The 17769-nt window shown below is 70.7% G+C and carries 13 protein-coding genes; all 13 read right to left on the bottom strand.

What is annotated here, in order from left to right; genetic code table 11:
• Positions 1-19: 19 nt before the first annotated feature.
• The 13 genes from ACN9M6_RS15105 to accC are packed head-to-tail and all read right to left on the bottom strand — an operon-like array spanning position 20 to position 17745.
• A complete protein-coding gene (locus tag ACN9M6_RS15105) occupies positions 20-904 on the bottom strand; it encodes a 1,4-dihydroxy-2-naphthoate polyprenyltransferase (protein WP_419163706.1) in 885 nt (294 codons plus the stop codon).
• Positions 901-1761, bottom strand: coding sequence for a 1,4-dihydroxy-2-naphthoyl-CoA synthase (menB, locus tag ACN9M6_RS15100; protein ID WP_419163705.1), 861 nt, complete (start codon positions 1759-1761; stop codon positions 901-903). Before menB ends, ACN9M6_RS15105 begins: the two co-directional genes overlap by 4 nt.
• A gap of 30 nt (positions 1762-1791) precedes the next feature.
• Positions 1792-3549 carry a 2-succinyl-5-enolpyruvyl-6-hydroxy-3-cyclohexene-1-carboxylic-acid synthase gene (gene menD, locus ACN9M6_RS15095; RefSeq protein WP_419163704.1) on the bottom strand — a complete coding sequence of 586 codons (1758 nt, stop codon included), beginning with the start codon at positions 3547-3549 and terminating at the stop codon, positions 1792-1794.
• Positions 3546-4979, bottom strand: coding sequence for an isochorismate synthase (locus tag ACN9M6_RS15090; RefSeq protein WP_419163703.1), 1434 nt, complete (start codon positions 4977-4979; stop codon positions 3546-3548). The genes menD and ACN9M6_RS15090 overlap by 4 nt, the downstream gene beginning before the upstream one ends.
• Positions 4976-5881, bottom strand: coding sequence for a histone deacetylase (locus ACN9M6_RS15085; RefSeq protein WP_419163702.1), 906 nt, complete (start codon positions 5879-5881; stop codon positions 4976-4978). Before ACN9M6_RS15085 ends, ACN9M6_RS15090 begins: the two co-directional genes overlap by 4 nt.
• A 28-nt stretch (positions 5882-5909) precedes the next feature.
• On the bottom strand, positions 5910-7979 hold the full coding sequence (locus ACN9M6_RS15080) for a TonB-dependent receptor (RefSeq protein WP_419163701.1): 2070 nt from the start codon (positions 7977-7979) through the stop codon (positions 5910-5912).
• The gene (gene lnt, locus ACN9M6_RS15075) at positions 7976-9604 is read right to left on the bottom strand and encodes an apolipoprotein N-acyltransferase (RefSeq protein ID WP_419163700.1); all 1629 of its coding nucleotides are present in this window, start codon (positions 9602-9604) and stop codon (positions 7976-7978) included. The genes ACN9M6_RS15080 and lnt overlap by 4 nt, the downstream gene beginning before the upstream one ends.
• Positions 9601-10926: a glutamate-1-semialdehyde 2,1-aminomutase gene (gene hemL / locus ACN9M6_RS15070; protein WP_419163699.1), complete on the bottom strand. Its 1326-nt coding sequence runs from the start codon at positions 10924-10926 to the stop codon at positions 9601-9603. Before hemL ends, lnt begins: the two co-directional genes overlap by 4 nt.
• The gene (gene rimO, locus ACN9M6_RS15065; protein ID WP_419163698.1) at positions 10923-12371 is read right to left on the bottom strand and encodes a 30S ribosomal protein S12 methylthiotransferase RimO; all 1449 of its coding nucleotides are present in this window, start codon (positions 12369-12371) and stop codon (positions 10923-10925) included. Before rimO ends, hemL begins: the two co-directional genes overlap by 4 nt.
• Entirely contained in the window at positions 12362-13306 is a 945-nt protein-coding gene (locus ACN9M6_RS15060) for a LolA family protein (protein WP_419163697.1), read from the bottom strand. The genes rimO and ACN9M6_RS15060 overlap by 10 nt, the downstream gene beginning before the upstream one ends.
• Positions 13307-13344: 38 nt before the next feature.
• On the bottom strand, positions 13345-15636 hold the full coding sequence (locus ACN9M6_RS15055) for a DNA translocase FtsK (protein WP_419163696.1): 2292 nt from the start codon (positions 15634-15636) through the stop codon (positions 13345-13347).
• Positions 15636-16388 carry a 2-phosphosulfolactate phosphatase gene (locus ACN9M6_RS15050; protein WP_419163695.1) on the bottom strand — a complete coding sequence of 251 codons (753 nt, stop codon included), beginning with the start codon at positions 16386-16388 and terminating at the stop codon, positions 15636-15638. Before ACN9M6_RS15050 ends, ACN9M6_RS15055 begins: the two co-directional genes overlap by 1 nt.
• A 13-nt stretch (positions 16389-16401) precedes the next feature.
• A complete protein-coding gene (gene accC, locus ACN9M6_RS15045; protein ID WP_419163694.1) occupies positions 16402-17745 on the bottom strand; it encodes an acetyl-CoA carboxylase biotin carboxylase subunit in 1344 nt (447 codons plus the stop codon).
• Between the last annotated feature and the right edge of the window lie 24 nt (positions 17746-17769).

Here is a 17769-nt window from a genome sequence, read left to right as displayed (position 1 = left end):
GACGGCACGCTCCGGCCGCTCACCACAGGCAGCCGGCCGCGAACAGGAGACCGTACGCGCCCGTCGCCCGCGCCGTGGCCGCGAGCGCCGGGTTGAGCACCCGCGGGTCCTCATGGCGCCAGACGGCGCCGAGCGGAGCCGCGGTGAGAAGCACCGCGCCGGAAGCCAGCAACGCCCCGGCCGGCCACAGGCCCGCCAGGAACCCCGCAGGGGGGATCGCGACCGCCACGACCAGCAGGAACGTGTACTGCGCGCACGTCGCGGTGCGGCCGATCCGCACGGCCAGCGTGCGCTTGCCGGCCGCCTCATCCGTCTCGCGGTCGCGCAGGTTGTTCACGACGAGAATCGCCGTCGCGAGCGCCCCGGCGCCGATTCCGGCGAGCAGCGCGGCGGGCGCCCAGCGCCCCAGTTGTACGTAGTAGGTGCCGGCCACGGCGACGGGGCCGAAGAAGACGAGCACGAACAGGTCGCCGAGGCCGTGATAGCCGAACGGCCAGGGCCCGCCCGTATAGCAGATTCCGGCCAGAATCCCGGCCACCCCGATCCACACGATCGGCCAGCCCCCCACGCTCACCAGATAGACGCCTGCCGCAACGGCCAGCGCGAAGGAGACCACCGCTCCGAGCCGGACGGCACGCGGATCGAGCAGGCCGGCCTGCGTCACCCGCGGGGTGCCCAGCCGCTCGGCGGTGTCGGCTCCCCGGACGAAGTCGGAATAGTCGTTCGAGAAGTTCGTGCCGACCTGGATCAGGAGGGCCCCGGCGAGAGCCGCCAGAAACGGGGTGACGGCGAACCCGCCGTCGCTCCAGGCCAGCCCCCCGCCGGCGAGTACGGGTCCCGCCGCCGCCGGCAGCGTGCGAAGCCGGGCTCCGGCGAGCCACGCGCCCGGACTCCCCGGTTTCACGGGCGCCAGGGATACCGCCGGAAGTTCGGGGGCCGTTTCTCGAGGAAAGCGTTCTTCCCTTCCTGTCCTTCCTCTGTCATGTAGAACAGCATCGTGGCGTGGCCCGCCAGTTCCTGAAGTCCGGCCTGTCCGTCGCAATCCGCGTTCATGGCGGCCTTCAGACATCTTATCGCGAGCGGACTCTTGCCCAGGATCTCCTGCGCCCAGTCCACTCCCTCCGCCTCCAGCGAGTCCAGCGGTACCACCTTGTTGACGAGCCCCATCCGCTCGGCTTCGTCCGGCCCATACTGCCGGCAGAGATACCAGATCTCTCTCGCCTTCTTCTGGCCCACCGACCGGGCCAGGTAAGAGGAACCGAATCCGCCGTCGAAGCTTCCCACCTTGGGTCCCGTCTGTCCCAACACCGCGTTGTCCGCAGCGATGGTGAGGTCACACACGACGTGGAGCACATGTCCGCCGCCGATCGCGTACCCGGCGACGAGCGCGATCACAGGCTTCGGCATCGAGCGGATCAGGCGCTGGAGTTCGAGGACGTTGAGACGGGCGACGCCGTCCTTCCCCACATACCCGGCGGTCCCCCGTACGCGCTGATCCCCGCCCGAACAGAAGGCCCACTTGCCATCGGCGGAGGGTCCGTTTCCGGTGAGGAGAACGACGCCGATCTCCTCATCGTCCCGCGCGTCCTGAAACGCTTCGTACATCTCGAACAGGGTGTCGGGGCGGAAGGCGTTCCTCACCTCCGGACGGTTGAACGCGATGCGCGCGATGCCGTCCGACTTGTGGAAGGTGATGTCCTGATACTCTCCAGCCGGCTGCCAGACGACGCCACTCTCGGGTGGCGTGAAGGTCGTTGCCATGGTGGGCTCTCCGTCAGATTCCGCGGGCCTTCAGATCGCGCTGCACGCCGCCTGTCTCGCGCTCTCGATGGCGGCGGTGCGCTGCTCCCAGTTGTGTTCGCGGTCCACCCGCGCTTCGGTGAGGCGCAGGCCCCGGCTCCCCGGTTCCGCGCTCAACTGCTCCCGAAGCTCGGCGACCGACGCGACGGGACGGTGCGGGATTCCGGCGGCGGCGGCAACCGCTTCCAGTTCGATGCCCTGCGGCATGACGACGAAAGGCGTGAACGGCGGATCGTATCCGCGGATCGGGAGCATGTGGAAGATCCCCCCGCCCCGGTTCTGGATGACGACGATGTGGAGTGCCACGTCGGCGGGCGGGTCCGCCACCAGCGCCCCTACATCGTGCAGCAGCGTGAGGTCACCGATCAGGGCGGCCGCGGGCCGTCCCGAAGCGGCGGCGGCCCCCAGTGCCCCGCTCACGTTTCCGTCGATTCCGCTCGCGCCCCGAAAGCCCAGGGTGTGGAGCGGGCGGTCCGACGAGCGGGCGAACGCGTCGACGTCGCGGATGGGCATCGAGTTGCCGATGAACCACGGCGCCCCCTCGGGCAGCGTTTCCGCCACGGCGGCCGCAATGGCGCCCTCGAACCAGCCGTGCGCCAGGGCGGGTTCCACCGCCGCGCAGGCCGCCCGGTCCGCGGCGCGCCAGCGGTCGGCCCAGTCCGTCTCCGCCGGGCTCGAGACGGCTACCGCGGAGTACTCGAGCGTGGCGACGGGATCTCCGGTCAGCGGCTCCGGGGTCGTGGCGAGATGATCCCGCCAGCGGTGCGCCGGATCGAGGACGACCTGGCGTACGTCTCGATGGTGCTCCAGGTAGCGGCAGACGGCCGCTGAAGTCGGAGCCCGTCCCACCCGCACGACGAGGTCGGGGCGTAGCGCTCCGGTGACCTCGGCAGCTCGGAGGAAGAGGTCCGCGCGCCCCATCGTCCAGCGGCGGGCGCCGAGCCCGAAACGGGCGCCGGAGAGCGGATCGGCCAGCACCGGCGCGCGCACCCGGGCCGCCAGCGACAGCGCGGCATCCCCGATGGCGGGGCGATGATTGGGACCGCACACGATCAGGGGACGCCGCGCGCCCCGGAGCAGCGTCACGAGTTCGGCGCCGGCGTGCGGCCGGGGTGGCGCCGTGTCGCCGTCCGGCGCCCCGCGACCCGGAGCGTACGCCTCGAGGTCGGCGGGAACGTCGCCCGGCACCCGCACCGGCTCGAGCGGCTTCTCGAACTGCACATTCAGGTGAACCGGCCCGGAGGGCGGCCCCAGTGCTGCTTGCCACGCCTCCTCCACCGCAGCACCAAGGCGCGCGAGCCCGGTCCGGGTCGGCTCGGGGAGGGCGACATCGATCGACGCGCGTGGATAGCGGCCGAAGAGGTCTACCTGGTCGATCGTCTGGTTCGCGTCCGTCCCCCGGAGGCTCGCGGGCCGGTCCGCGGTCAGAGCGATCAGGGGAATCTCGCTCTGGCTCGCCTCCACGATCGCCGGATAGAGGTTGGCGGCCGCGGTGCCCGAGGTGGTGACCACCACGGCCGGGCGGCCGCTCTCCGCGCCCACGCCGAGGGCGAAGAACGCGGCGCACCGCTCGTCCACGTGCGGGTGAACGAGAAACCGTCCGTCCGCGGCCAGCGCTTCGACAAGCGGGGCCGAGCGGGAGCCCGAACCGATGCAGGCACGGGTGGCTCCTCGCCGGGCCAGTCCGTCGACCAGCGCGTGCGCCCACAGCGTGTTCCGGTTGGGAACGGCGGAGCGTCCCGCGCTCACGGGACCCGCGCCACTCCGAGCGCCGCGAGCATCGTCTGCAGCTTGACCTGAGTCTCGCCCCATTCGGCGGGCGCCCAGGAACCCTTCACGATGCCGGCACCGGCATAGAGTCGGAGCAGCGGTCCGCGCGCCACGCCGCACCGAAGCGCCGGCGCGAACTCCCCGTCGCCGCGGTCATCGAACCATCCGACGGGGCCTGCATACCACCCGCGGCCCAGCGGCTCTCCGGCCCGCAGGAGGCGCAGAGCCTCGGGACGCGGGTGGCCGCACACGGCCGCGGTCGGGTGGAGCGCTTCCACCAGGGAGAGAACGTGCGTGCCGGACGGCGTCTCGGCTTCGAGATCCGTGCGCAGGTGCTGGATACGCGGGAGGCGCAGCAAGGCCGGATCCGGGATCTCCCCGGCATCGACTCCGAGCTCGCGGAGGCGCTCGACGATGTCCTCGACGACGATGAGGTGTTCCTCCCGGTTCTTGCGGCTGTCCAGCAACTGTCGTCCGAGCCAGGTGTCCGATGCCGGATCCGCGCCACGCGGCGTCGACCCGCCTACCGCCATGGTCCGGAAACGTCGGCCCCGCAGCGATCCGATCAGTTCAGGGGCGGCGCCTACGAAGAAGCGGTCGCGCGCGAACTGCATCAGATACAGGTGCGCGAGCGGGTTCGCGGTACGCAGGGCGCAGAGCACACCGGCCGAATCGGGTGGTTCGGCGAACGTGATGTCCAGCGGGCGGGCGAGCGCGGTCTTGCGGACCTGGCCCGCCCGGATCCCCGCGAGGATGCGGTCGACCCCGCGCCGCCAGCGCTCCCGGTCCACGAGTTCCTCGAACGCGGTCGCCTGCGGGACGGGCCCGGGGACCGCCCCCCGGCGCTCCAGTTCGACCAACTGCTCCCTGGTGCGCGTCGCGCGCCTGCGCAGGCGGTCGATCGCCTGGTCCCCGGGGATGTCCGCCGCGAAGCGGCGCGTGACGGTCAGCCAGGCGCCCCGGCCGTCCGCTTCCACCTCGTACGCGGGGAGTACGAAGCGGGCGCCGGGGAAGGCCTCCCAGAACCCGGGTTCACGGTCGGCGCAGGGGCGCGGGTCGAAGGCGAAGCCCCCGTGCAGGCGAGGGCGCCGTGATTCGCCATCGAGGTCGAGAACCCACGGCTCCGCGAACAACCGCTCGGCCCGCTTCCGCACCCAGGCGTTGACGTGGCTCCGCGGCAGCCCCGAGCCGCCCTCGCGGCTGTCGATCTCGGCCGCCGCCCCCGCGTGAGCGATCCAGTGCGGGCCGCTCTGCCAGAAGCCGCGCATGCCGACCGGCGTCGTCACCAGCACCGCCTCGGGCTCGAGGCTCGGCAGGCGCAGCGTCACGCTGGCGAAGTAGCCGCCCGCCCGCTCGGCCTGGGCCGCGTCGGACCTCCGCTCCCCGCGCGAGGGCTCCACGGTCTTCACGCGGCGCTCTCCACTTCGCGCGCCGTCCGGTGCGCGATCGCGTGTAACTCCGCCGTCAGCTCGGGGGTGGCCGCGTACCCGCCCGACAGCAGGAGCGTGAGCGGCAGCCCTTCGCCGCGTACCATGCCGATCACGCTGCGATCCCTCTGCTCGAGCCCCGCGCGCGTGAGTGCGAGGCGTCCGAAACGGTCTGCCTCGAGGACGTCGACCCCTCCCAGGTAGAACACGAGGTCCGGCCGCGCTCGCGACAGCGCTTCGGAAAGATACTTCAGCAGGGCCGCCTCGTAGCCCTCGTCTCCCGTGCCGTCGGGGAGCCCGACATCGAGGTCCGACGGCGTCTCCCGGAAGGGGTAGTTCCCTTCCCCGTGCATCGAGAAGGTGAAGGTGTCGGGGTCGTCGGCGAACACGGCGGCCGTGCCGTTCCCCTGATGGACGTCGAGGTCGATGACGAGCGCCCGCCGGATCCAGCCGCCGCGCCGCAGCAGCCGCACAGCCACGCCGACATCGTTCAGCACGCAGAAGCCCTCTCCGTGATCGGGGAACGCATGGTGCGTACCCCCCGCCAGATTCGCGGCCACTCCGTCCTCGAGCGCCATCCAGGCCGCGTTGACCGTACCGCGCACCGCGAGCCGCGACCGCCGCACCAGAGCCGGCGACCACGGGAGCCCGAGGCGGCGAACCTCCGCGGGTTCCAGCGCGCCGTGCCGGAGCTTGTGCAGGTACGCGGGCGTATGGACGAGAGCCAGATCCTCCCACGCGGCCTCGCCCGGCTCCACCACGTCCTCCGGCGAGATGATCCCGTCTCGTTCCAGGATGTGCCGGAGGGCGGCGAACTTCCCCATGGGGAAAGCATGCCCCTCGGGCAGCGGCACCGTGTACCCCGGGCTGTAGTTGACCCTCATGCGGGCGATCCCCCGTCGCGAAGACCGGTCAAAACAGCCGAAACTGTAGCCGGAGAAGGCGCCCGGGCTGGGGCAGCCCGCACTGATCGAACACCGCCGCGTCCGCCAGATTGTCCAGCGACAGCGAGGTCTGAAGCGTCCGGAACGGTCCTCCGACAGTGAATTCGCGGCTCACGACAAGATCGAGGCGCGTCGTCGGGTCGAGCGAGACATCCGTCTCCAGATCGGGATGGACGCAGAACTGGCGGCCTACCGCTTCCACTGCGGCGCGCACCCTCAGGCCCCCGGGCAGCGGTCCGCCGATGTGGCCCCCGACCGTGAGCTCGGGCTGATACTCGGCACGCGGCCGAAGGGCCGGAAACCGCTCGTCCGTCACGCTCACGTCCTGCCACGTGAGGTCGCCGCCGACCGAGAACTCCCCCCACCGCGCGTCGCCGAGGAGTTCCAGCCCCGCGGCGTCGATCCGACGGCGGTTCTCCCTCCGGAACCGTCCGTCTCCCAACCCCGTGCGCACGATCGCGTTCGAGAAGCTCTGAATGAAAAGGACGCCCTGCACCTCGATTTCGGCGCCCAGCGCATCGATCGTGCCGGTGACGCCGGTCTCCACGGCGCGCAACGCCTCGGGTGCGAGGCGTGGGTTGGGGACGAAGCGGCCGAGCGCGCCCGAGTACAGCTCCCGCAGCGAGGGGAAACGGACGCGGCGGCTCGCCCCCATGTGGAGGCGGACCCGGTCGCCGAGCTGGGCCGAGCCCCCGATTCGCGCACCCCAGTCGTCGATCGCCTCCCGGGGCTCCCGATCTCCGGTTTCCGGGGTGGACCCGCGGTCGAAGCTCGCCCCGAGGCTGATTCTGGCACCGGACCAGAACCCGGCGCCCGGTCGCGCGAGCGGAAACTCGAATTCGCCCCCGAGGCTCATCAGGCGCTGGCGATAGGTGGACTTCCCGCCGGGTACGATCCGTTCCACATGACGCGTCTCGGCCCAGGTCAGCGCGCTCCGCAGGACGCCTTCCCCGACTTCGTGATCCGACAGGGCCCGCAGCGTGAGCGTGCGGTCGTCCGCGAATTCCTGTTCGACGACATCCTCGTAATCCAGCGTCGCGAACTCATCGATCTCAGCGTCGCCCGCATCGACTCCGATGCTGACCTCGAAATCTCCCGTGCCCAGGGGCGTCCGCCCCCACGCGGTCCCCGCGGAGACCGTGCCTACGAGCCGCTTTGTCTCCGGAATCCTCCATCGGCGCGGATCCCTCACGTGGAGTTCCGGAGGGACCCCCTTCGCGGCGCGATACCCGAAGGCCGACATGGACACCCAGGCGCCGGCCTCCGATTCGTACCTGCCCGTGAAGAACCCGCTCGCATGGTCGAGGTCGCTGTTGAGGCGTCGGTCGGGGTCCACCCCCGCAAGCTGATCCACGCCGCCCGGCAGTGGCACCCCATCGCGTGAGCGGTACGCACCCCCGGCCTGGACGGAGAGGCCGCCCTCGCCGGAACTCCAGGTGCGGCCCAGGCGCACACCGCCGACCGCCGCTCCCGTTGCGTCCACGCCGCCCTGGACCCCGTTGAGTCGACGCTCGGGGTCCACACTGCCATGGCCGAGCTGGATCGACACCACGCCGCCGAGGACGTTCGGCCCGTGGAGGACGGACGAGGTGCCGCGGAACAGTTCCACCTCGCGCGCGGCCTCGATCGGGATGAGCGACAGATCCGTGCGCGCGTCCCAGCCCAGCGTCAGCGGCACCCCGTCCACGAGCACCGCAAGCTGGCGGGATTCCGTCCCCCGCAGGGTCAGCTGGGTTTCCCCGCGCGAATTCTCGCGCACATGGACGAAGGGGACTTCGCGCAGCGCCTCCCCCAGCAGCGGTACTGCGGCGACGCGCGGTGACTGGAGACTGAGGCGCACTGCGCTCGCCCCGGAGACGCTTGCGATCGGCCGCGTCGCCTCGATGCGAAGTTCCCTCAACCGGACGACGGTGGTGTCCCGGGCCACCGAGTCCGGCACCTGAGCGGCGACCTCGCCCGCCCCGGGGGCGCACAGGACCCCAATCAGGAGCCACTTCGCGCGCCGCCATCCCATTCCCCGTTCCAGCCTCGGTGTCATCTGCCCTCGTCCGCCGGTCTCACCGGGGTTCTGCCCTTCCAGATGGACGCGCAGAGGGCGAGAATCGCTGCCAGCGCGGACGCGGTCCCCACCACATCTCCGAACCGGACATACGCCGTGAGCCCGTCCGTCGTCGAGACATCCGCCACGAAGGCCGCCGGCTCGAACAGTTCGGTCCGGTGCGACACGCGCCCCCGCGGATCCACGATCAGCGACAGCCCCGTGTTCGCCGACCGGGCCGCCCCCATCCGCGTTTCGATCGAACGCATGACGAGGTGCGCCGGGTGCTGCCACAGCGCGCTCGAACGACTCCACCACGCGTCACGGCCGAACCACGAGTCGTTGGAGATGTTGACGAGAAAATCGGCGCCGTTCCGGCGGTAGTGTCGCGCCAGCGGCGAGAAGATCGACTCATAGCAGATCATCGTCCCGTAGGCGGCGCCACCCTCCTCCGTCGAAATCTCGATCGGCGGCTGCAGTTCGCCAACACCGAAATCCCCCATATAGGGAATCCGTTGGAACCACCGGGGCGGAACGAACGGGACCCTCTCCACCAGCGGCACGAGAAAGCGTTTGTCGTACCGGTTGACGATGCCCTCGCCAGCACGGAAGTGGAACGCCGAGTTGAACAATTGGTAGCGCTCGTCTCCGAGATCGCGCGCCCCGATGCCGCCCACCGCGACCTCCGCGTCGAGCGCGTCGCCGATCCCTTCCACCCAGGCGTGAGCCTCCAGCCAGCCGGCGTAGGGGAAAGAAGGCATTGGATTGAAGATGGTGCCCCGGAACATTGTCTCGGGAAAAAGCGCGAGGTCGATGTTCTCACGACCCGGCCAGGGAGAGATCAGGGTCCCCGTCGCACGGAGGGCGCTGTCCGTCGCGGCGGCGGCATCGGCTTCCCGAAGGTGCTGGGGTACGTTCGGCTGAACCACGCCGACCCGGGCCACAGGCCTCGTCTCGAGCGTCTCCCACCGCACCACCGAGTAGCCGATCGGTCCCGCGAGCGTGATCAGGAGCCCGAGCGCCGGCCCCCGGACGGCCCGCCACCCGCGCGCCCGGAACGCCAGGAACCCAAGCGCGATAAGAGTATTCGCCGCCGCGAGCCAGAAGGAGAGGCCGCGGGAGCCCACGAGATCCGCGGCGCCCACGAGCATGGGATATCCGGAAAGGCTGTCTCCGAACTGCATCCACGGGAAAGAGATATCCAGCAGATTGGCTCGCAGTACCTCGACCACCGTCCAGAAGACGGGAAAGGCCAGGTAGAGCGGCCATCCGAGGCGATGGCGGGCCATGTGTATCCCCGCGGACGCCCACGACAGGATCACCATCATGATGAGGATGGGCGCGAGGAACGCGAGCAGCGCCAGCCAGGTGTAGAAGACGAGCGCGACGAAGAGCCAGTAGAGGACGAGCGTGTAGTAGATCAGCCCGAAGAAGAAGCCGCCGACGCGCGCCTGCCTCCGCCCCTCCGCTCCCGGGGGCAGCCCCTCGAGCCAGACGATGAAGGGGACGAGCGCGACGAACGACGTCACCAGCAGGTGGAAGGGGGGATGCGCGAGCCCCATCAGCGCCCCGCCCGCGAGCAGGAGGCCGGCCCGCTCGGGGACCACCCGGGCCCGCCAGTTCACGTCGCGCCGTCCATCGCCGCGTCCAGCGCCGCGTCCATCGACTCACCTACCACGTCCAGGGTCTCGTTCACGTCCGCATCCGTATGCGCGGTTGAGAGGAAGCCGACTTCGAAGGCCGAAGGGGCGAAGAACACGCCGCGTTCGAAACACGCCCGGTAGTAGCGGGCGAAGAACTCGGCGTCTGCGCGCCGGGCGCCGTCGAAGTCGAACACAGGGCCTTCCGTGAAGAAGACACCCCACATGGAGCCCACGGCCGTCCCGCAGGCCGGGATGCCGCGGGAGCGCGCGGCCGCGAGGATCCCGTCCACGAGAGTCGAGGCCCGTCGCGCGAGGGCGTCGAAGGGGTCGGTCCGGTCGAGTTCCCGGAGTTGAGCCAGACCCGCCGCCATGCCGAGGGGGTTCCCGGACAGGGTTCCGGCCTGGTACATGGGACCCGCCGGGGCGACCCTCCGCATCAGCTCGCCGGGGCCGGCGTACGCCGCGACCGGAAGGCCGGCGCCGACGACCTTGCCGAGCGTCGTGAGATCCGGGATGACGCCGTAGCGCTCCTGCGCGCCGCCACGCGCCACGCGGAACCCGGTCATCACTTCGTCGAAGATGAGGAGCGCTCCCGCGCGGTCGCAGCGGTGGCGCAGGCCTTCCAGAAAACCGTCGCGGGGAGGGATGAGGCCGGCGTTCCCCGCCACGGGCTCGACGATGATGGCGGCGAGCCGGGGGCCATGTTCCGCGACGGCCGCGTCCACCGCCTCGATGTCGTTGTACGGGACCGTCAGCGTGAGTCGCGACGCGGCGGCCGGGACTCCGGGCGAATCGGGGAGTGACAGGGTGGCTACGCCCGATCCGGCCATGACGAGAAACGCGTCCGCGTGTCCGTGATAGCACCCCTGGAACTTGAGGATCAGGTCGCGCCCGGTCGCGGCGCGGGCCAGCCGCACGGCCGACATCGTCGCCTCGGTCCCACTGTTGACGAAGCGCACCATCTCCACGCCGGGCACGCAGTCGGCGAGGCGTTCGGCCAACTCGACCTCGCGCCGGTGGCACGCGCCGAAGCTCATGCCGTCGCGGGCCGCACGCGTCACCGCCTCGACGACGGCCGGGGCCGCGTGGCCCAGGATGAGCGGACCCCAGGAGAGGACGTAATCGAGATAGCCGCGCCCGGCGTCATCGAAGATCCGCGCGCCTGCGCCTCTCGCCGCGAAGAACGGCTCCATGCCGACCGGGCCGAACGCCCGAACGGGCGAACTGACGCCACCCGGCATCACGGCGCGGGCCCGCCGCACCCAGTCGGACGGGCCGGCCGGCTGATGCGGGCCGCGGCTCACCGGCCCCAAGCGCTGTCCAGCCCCAGAACGGGGAGCCCCCGCCCCGGCGTGGCTGCCGGCGACATCGTGGCGGCCAGGGCCGACGCCGGCCGCACCACCTCCCGCACGCTCCCGGCGAGGTCGAAATCGGCGGCGCGCTCGATCTCGACGCGCACCAGCGAGCCGGGCGCGAGGCCCTCCGCGCCGAAGAGTACCGTGGCACCGTCCACATCGTCCGCCTGGCTCTCGATCCGGCCCAACTGCGCGGCGCCCGGCGGCTCGTCATAGAGGAGCCCGAGAACGGGATCCTCCGCGCCGGCCGGGGCATCGACGACGGCGACGCGCTCCCGGCCGATCTCGGCGGCAAGCCGTTCGCCGCTGACCGCGCGCTGTACTTCCATCACTTCCTCGAGACGGTCCTGCGCCACGGCGGCGGGCACGAAGCTGTCCTCCATCCCCGCCGCCCGCGTCCCGTCCTGAGGCGAGAACGCGAACGCCCCCAGCCGGTCGAACGGCACCTCGTCCAGAAAGTCCACCAGTTCGCGGAATTCCTCGTCCGTCTCGCCGGGGAACCCGACGAGGACGGTCGTCCTGAGCGTGAGGTCGGGGATGGCATCCCGCAGCCAGGCCACTTTCGTCCGGAGCGTCGCGGAGCGCTCGGGCCGCCGCATGCGATGGAGCACGGTGTCGCTGGCGTGCTGAATCGGCATGTCGATGTAGGAAAGGAGCCGCGGCTCGGCCGCCATCAATTCCACCAGAGGCTGGCGCAGCCCCGCCGAATAGATGTACAGCAGGCGGAACCAGGGGATCGACGTGTCGCGGAGGAGTGCCTCGAGGAGCGTCGCGATGTCCGTGCCGTCGCGGCGTTCACGTGCCCAGTGGGCGAGGTCCTGGGCGACGAGGTTCACCTCGACCGCTCCCTGAGCCTCCAGGCGCTGGGCCTCGGCGACAATCCGCTCCAACTCGAACGACCGGTGCTTTCCGCGCCACAGGGGAATCGCGCAGAAGGCGCATCCGTGATCGCAGCCCTCGCTCACCTTGAGGTAGCGGACGTGTCGGGCCTCCAGGGGGATCCGCTCCCCCGGGTGGACGCCCCCCGCCGGAGCAGGTCCGGTCAGCAGCCCCCGCGCCTGCAACTCGGGCACGAGCCGGTCGAGATCCCGCAGGCCGAGCATGAGGTCGACCTCGGGCAGTGAATCCGTGAGTTCGTCCCGGTAACGCTCGACCATGCACCCGACCGCCACCACGCTGCGGCACGCCCCGTCACGCTTCATCCGGCCCGCCTCTATGATCGTCTCGATCGACTCTTCCTTGGCGGCGTCGATGAACCCGCAGGTGTTCACGAGGATGACTTCCGCGTCCGCCACCGGGGTGCGTTCGGCCCCGTGCCCGACCAACTCTGCGAGCATTCGCTCGGAGTCGACCGTGTTCTTGTCGCAGCCGAGGCTGATGAGTCCTAGTCGCATCGCACGTCAGTGGGGAAGATCGGCACGCCGGCCGGGGGCGTATACTCGAACACCGCAAGATCGATGGGAACCTGCGGCTCGAGCCTCGTGAGCGTCACCGTACGGACGGTCTCGTTCTCCTCCTTGATCCGGAAACGACGCACATACCGGTCGGAGATCCCGATCCACAGGCGAACCTCGACGTATCTCGCCGGAAGATCTCGCGGCGTCAGCAACACGACGCGCGTCTCCACACCGTCGATCTCCTCGGCCCCTGCGTCGACGGCGGAGTAGCGGGTTCGCGCCTCGGAGAGCAGCCGCCCCAGGATATCGATGGTGCCCAGTTCTACGCCCTCCTCGAGCCGCGACACCATGATCTGGTCGTGGAGCGACGGCTCGTAGAGCCAGAGACAGGATCCGTCGGCGATGTAGATGTCATCGGGCGGATCGTCGAAGTCCATCCGGAACCGGTTGCGTCCAGCCTGGTGCCACGTCCCGGTGCCCTCGCGCGTGCGGCCGAGGAGCGGGTTCTCGATTCGCTGAGAGAACGCGGCCCGTAGCCGTTCCAGGCGGGCGTAGGCCGCGTCGGCCAGTGCGAGCAGTGAGTCGACCTCCACCACGGCGGACCCGGACGGGGGCGATGTCGCCGGGAGACCGGCATCTCCTTCCGAAGAGGACGGATCCTCGCGCACCGCCTCCTCACCCCGCGCGTCTTCGGGCTCGGTCGCACCGGGGGTCGCCGCAGGCGGGTCGGCCGGGGCGCGGCCCTCGGACGGAGCTTCTCGGTCGCCTGGCGCATCCGCGGCGTCCGGGGCCGGCGCCTCATCACGGCGCCCGAACTCGGCCTCCAGCCGGGCCCGTGCCGCCTCCGCCTCGCCCGAGTCGCCATCCGCGCAGGCGAAAAACCCTCCGGCCACGAGCGCCCATGCCGCGAGGAGGCGGGCGGCAGGTGCCACGGCGGGCACGGACCGGGCTGGATGCGAGCGGCGACGCCTCATCCCTCGTCGACCGTTCCTTCGTCCAGGTCCGTCAACGTGGCGAACACCTCGCGGGGTTTGGACCCTTCCGCCGGCCCCACGATGCCCGCCGCGTGCAGCTGATCGATGATCCGGGCAGCCCGTCCGTAGCCGATCCTGAGACGTCGCTGCAGCAGGCTCGTGGAGCCGGCCGAGTGCGAGATCACGATCTCGGCGGCCTGCCGGAACAGCTTGTCACGATCCTCGGCGCCCTCGTCCGACACCCCCGCGCCCCCCTCGTCCTCTTCGAGCTCCTTCAGCATGTCGAGGATGTCGCGCTCGGCGGCCGCCTCTTCCTCGGCGCGCGCCTTCGCCTGGGCCCGGTACCAGTCGAGCATGCGCTCCGTCTCCTCCGAGGAGATGAAGGCGCCCTGAATGCGAACCGGATCCGACTCGCCCGGGGGCAGGAAGAGCATATCCCCGTTTCCCAGCAGGCTGTCCGCCCCGTTCTGGTCGAGGATCGTGCGGCTGTCGATCTTCGACGCGACCCGGAAGGCGATCCGGCTAGGGATGTTGGCCTTGATGAGCCCCGTGAGGACGTTGACCGAGGGGCGCTGGGTCGCGAGCACAAGGTGAATCCCCACCGCGCGGGCCTTCTGGGCCAGCATCGCGAGCGGGGTCTCGACCTCGGACTGTACGGTCATCATGAGGTCCGCCAGTTCGTCGATGACGAGCACCACGTAGGGGAGCGGACCTTCGTCGTAGAGCGCCGGTTCGTCGGTCACGGCGCGCTTCGGGAGAAAGACCTCGCGCCCCCCGGCGATCCGGCCGTTGAACTCCTTGACGTTCCGGCACCCGTTGGAGGAGAGCAGTCCGAAACGCCGCTTCATCTCGTACACCGCCCACTTGAGGACGGACGCGGCTTCGTCGTTGTCGGTGATGACGGGGTGGCGGAGATGCGGAAGGTCTCCGTAGACGGACAGCTCCACCATCTTCGGGTCCACCATCAGGAGGCGCAGTTCGGCCGGCGTGTACCGGCAGACCAGGCTCGTGATGATGGTGTTGATGCACACCGATTTCCCCGATCCCGTCTGGCCGGCGATGAGCAGGTGCGGCATGCGGGTGAGGTCCGCGCAGACCGGCTTTCCGGACAGGTCGCGTCCCAGCGCGAGCGGAAGGGTCTGGCGGCCCCGGCGGTACGCCGGGCTCTCGAGCACTTCGCGCACGAGCACCATCTCCGATGAGGGATTGGGGACCTCGACGCCGACGGCGCCCTTGCCCGGAATCGGCGCCACGATCCGCACGGAGGGCGCCTTGAGCGCCAGCGCGATGTCGTCCGCGCGGGCCGAGATCTGCCCCACCTTCACACCCGGGGCCGGCACGACCTCGAACTGCGTCACGACGGGACCGGTGGTCCAGCCGCCGATCTCACCCGCCACGCGGAAGGTGGCCAGCTTCTCGATCAGGATTTCGCCGAGCCGGTCGAGATCGCGAACACCGAGACCGCTCCCCTGGCCGACCGGCGCATCGAACAGATGGAGCGGCGGGAGCACCAGGGAGTCGGGGTCGCCGGGATCGTCGAGTTCGGGGACGGCAGGTACTTCCTCCTTGGGCTCGCCGGTCGGCTTCGCCGCCTTCCGTTTCGCCGGCTTGCGCGCCCCCTTCTTCGCGGCTCCGCGGCGTGACCCGGTCGCCGCGGACCGCTTCGCCTTCGCCTCGCCGGGCGGATCCGGCCGGACGGGGGGGGCGGGGCGCCGCGACGGGCGCTCCGCACGGACCGGCTTCGCGATGGAGCGGCCGAGCCCGCGGGCACCTCGCACACTCGCGACCCATCCGCGCCGGGCCGCGCGCCCTCCCGCGGCCACGCCGCCGGTCAGCGACCAGCGCATCGTGACGACGAGCGTGAGCACGAGCACGCCCACCGCGATCAGTCCGCCGCCGAGCCGACCGAACACGGATTGGAGGCCCGCCCCCGCCTGGTCTCCCAGCCAACCGACGCCCGACGCCACCTCGGCGCTGGACCCCGCCATGAGCCAGTACAGGGCGGGCAGCACGACGAGCATCGCCACCGGAAGGATGGACCATCGGATCGCCCGACCCCGCCTGCCCCAGCCGAGGAAGTACGCGCCCCAGACGAAGGCGGGGATGGCCAGAAGCGGCGAAAGGGGTCCGACCGCGAAATCGAGTCTGAAGTGGAGCTGTTCGCCGGCCGGTCCGATCCAGTTTCGGTCTCCGGTCAGCACCGGGGACACGAGCGCGAACGCCGCCAGCAGGCCGAGCACGATGAGCCCGACGCCCAGCACCTCGCGCCGTTGCCGTTGATCCACCATCACACGTCCTCCTCCCCACCCTTCACGAGGGCGCCGGCACGCCAGACCGGCACGACCTCGAGATCGTCCAACGCCGCGCAGGCCGAAAGGTCGTCAGCCCGGCCGATGCCGTGTAGCGCCCGTCCGGCCGCGGTACGGGCGAGGGCCGCGGCGGTCGGCGGTCCCAGTTCGGCGGAGAGCGCCTGCGCGGCCCGCGCGCCGTCGGTCAATCCGACCCCCGCGACCGCGTGGACGAGCCGTCCTGCAAGATGGCCCGCGCACCACGCGTCGTCCATGCTCACGCGACCTCGCCGCCCGGCGCACACGATGGCCAGCCCACGCCCGCCCGGGGCCGCATCGGCCGCGACCCTGCGCGCGACCGCCCGGACGTTCCGGAAACAGCCGAGGCGCAGGGGACCCTCTCCGCCCTCTCCACGCGCACGCTCGATCGCGGCGGTCCCGTTCGTGGTCGTGAATACGAGGGTCCGGCCCGCGACGGTCGCAGGGTCGAAGTCACCGGGCGCGTTCCCGAGGTCGAACCCCTCGGGCGGCAGACCCTGACGTTCCCCGCACAGGAGCGATCCCTCCGTGCGCGTGGCGGCTTCTCTCGCCTCGCTGACTGTGAGGGCGGGAATCACGCGGTCGGCTCCGGCCGCGAGCGCGGTCGTGATGCTCGTCGTGGCCCGGATCACGTCGATCACGACCGTCGCGCGTCCGCGGGGAGCGTCGGACTCGATTTCCGCCGGGAGCCAGAGAACATCGATCGCGCTCACGGGCGACCACCGCTCACGAGCGTGTCAGGAACCGCTCGACGAATCCCGTGTCGATGTTCCCCGAGATGAAATCGGGGTGTGCGAGCACCTTGCGGAGGAAAGGCACGGTCGAATGGACGCCTTCCAGGATGAACTCCTCCAGCGCGTGGTACGCGCGCACCCGGGCCTCTTCGCGGGTCTTCCCCCAGACGACGAGCTTTGCGAGCAACGAATCGTAATACGGCGGCACGACGTAGCCGGCGTAGATGTGCGTATCGACCCGCACACCGGGGCCGCCGGGCGCGTGGAATGCCGTGATCGTACCGGGCGAGGGCCGGAACCCGTGCTCGGGGTCCTCGGCGTTGATCCGGCACTCGATCGCGTGGCCGTGGAACTCGACGGGCTGCCGGAGCGACAGCTTCTCTCCCGCCGCGATCCGGATCTGCTCCTGGATGAGGTCGACCGAGGTCACGAGTTCCGTCACCGGGTGCTCGACCTGGATTCGCGTGTTCATCTCCATGAAGTAGAACTGCCCGTCGGGGGCCAGCAGGAACTCCACCGTGCCGGTGCTCTGATACCCGATGGCCTCCGCTCCCAGAATCGCCGCCGCCCCCATGGCCTCGCGGATCTCCGGCGTCACCGCGGGGCTGGGGGCTTCCTCGACGAGCTTCTGGTGGCGGCGCTGACTCGAGCAGTCGCGCTCCCCCAGGTGGACGACCTGCCCGTGCCGATCGCCGACGATCTGGACCTCCACGTGACGCGGGCGCTCGATCAGTTTCTCGAGGTAGACCGTGGGATCTCCGAAGTTGGCTTCCGCCTCGTTCCGGGCCACCCTGAAATGGCGCCGGAACTCCCCCTCCTCGAACGCGGCCCGCATGCCCTTCCCCCCGCCGCCCGCGGCTGCCTTGATCATGACGGGGAAACCGATCCGCCGGGCCTCCTCCAGCGCCTCGGACTCGTCTTCGATGGGTTCCGGAGAGCCCGGCACCACGGGCACGCCCGCGGCCATCATCGTCTTCCGAGCTTCGGCCTTGTCCCCCATGCGCCGGATCTGCTCGGGGGTGGGCCCGATGAACACCAGACCACTGCGCTCGCAGATCTCCGCAAACTCGGCGTTCTCAGCCAGAAAGCCGTAGCCCGGATGGATGGCCTCCGCCCCGGTGATCTCGGCGGCCGCAAGGATCCGGGGCATGTTGAGATAGCTCTCGCGCCCCACCGGAGGTCCGATGCAGATGTCCTCGTCGGAGAAGCGCACGTGGAGCGAATCGTGGTCGGCCTCCGAGTACACGGCGACCGTGCGGATGTCGAGTTCGCGGCACGCGCGCAGGATACGGAGCGCGATCTCGCCCCGGTTGGCGATCAGGATCTTGCGAAACATGGGGCCCGCCGGGGCTAAAGTGTA

Origin of the sequence: Candidatus Palauibacter sp., assembly GCF_965197445.1 — a bacterium.
Lineage (GTDB): Bacteria > Gemmatimonadota > Gemmatimonadetes > Palauibacterales > Palauibacteraceae > Palauibacter.
The sequence above is the reverse complement of the archived record's forward strand: the minus strand, read 5'-3'. Positions and strand labels throughout refer to the sequence as shown.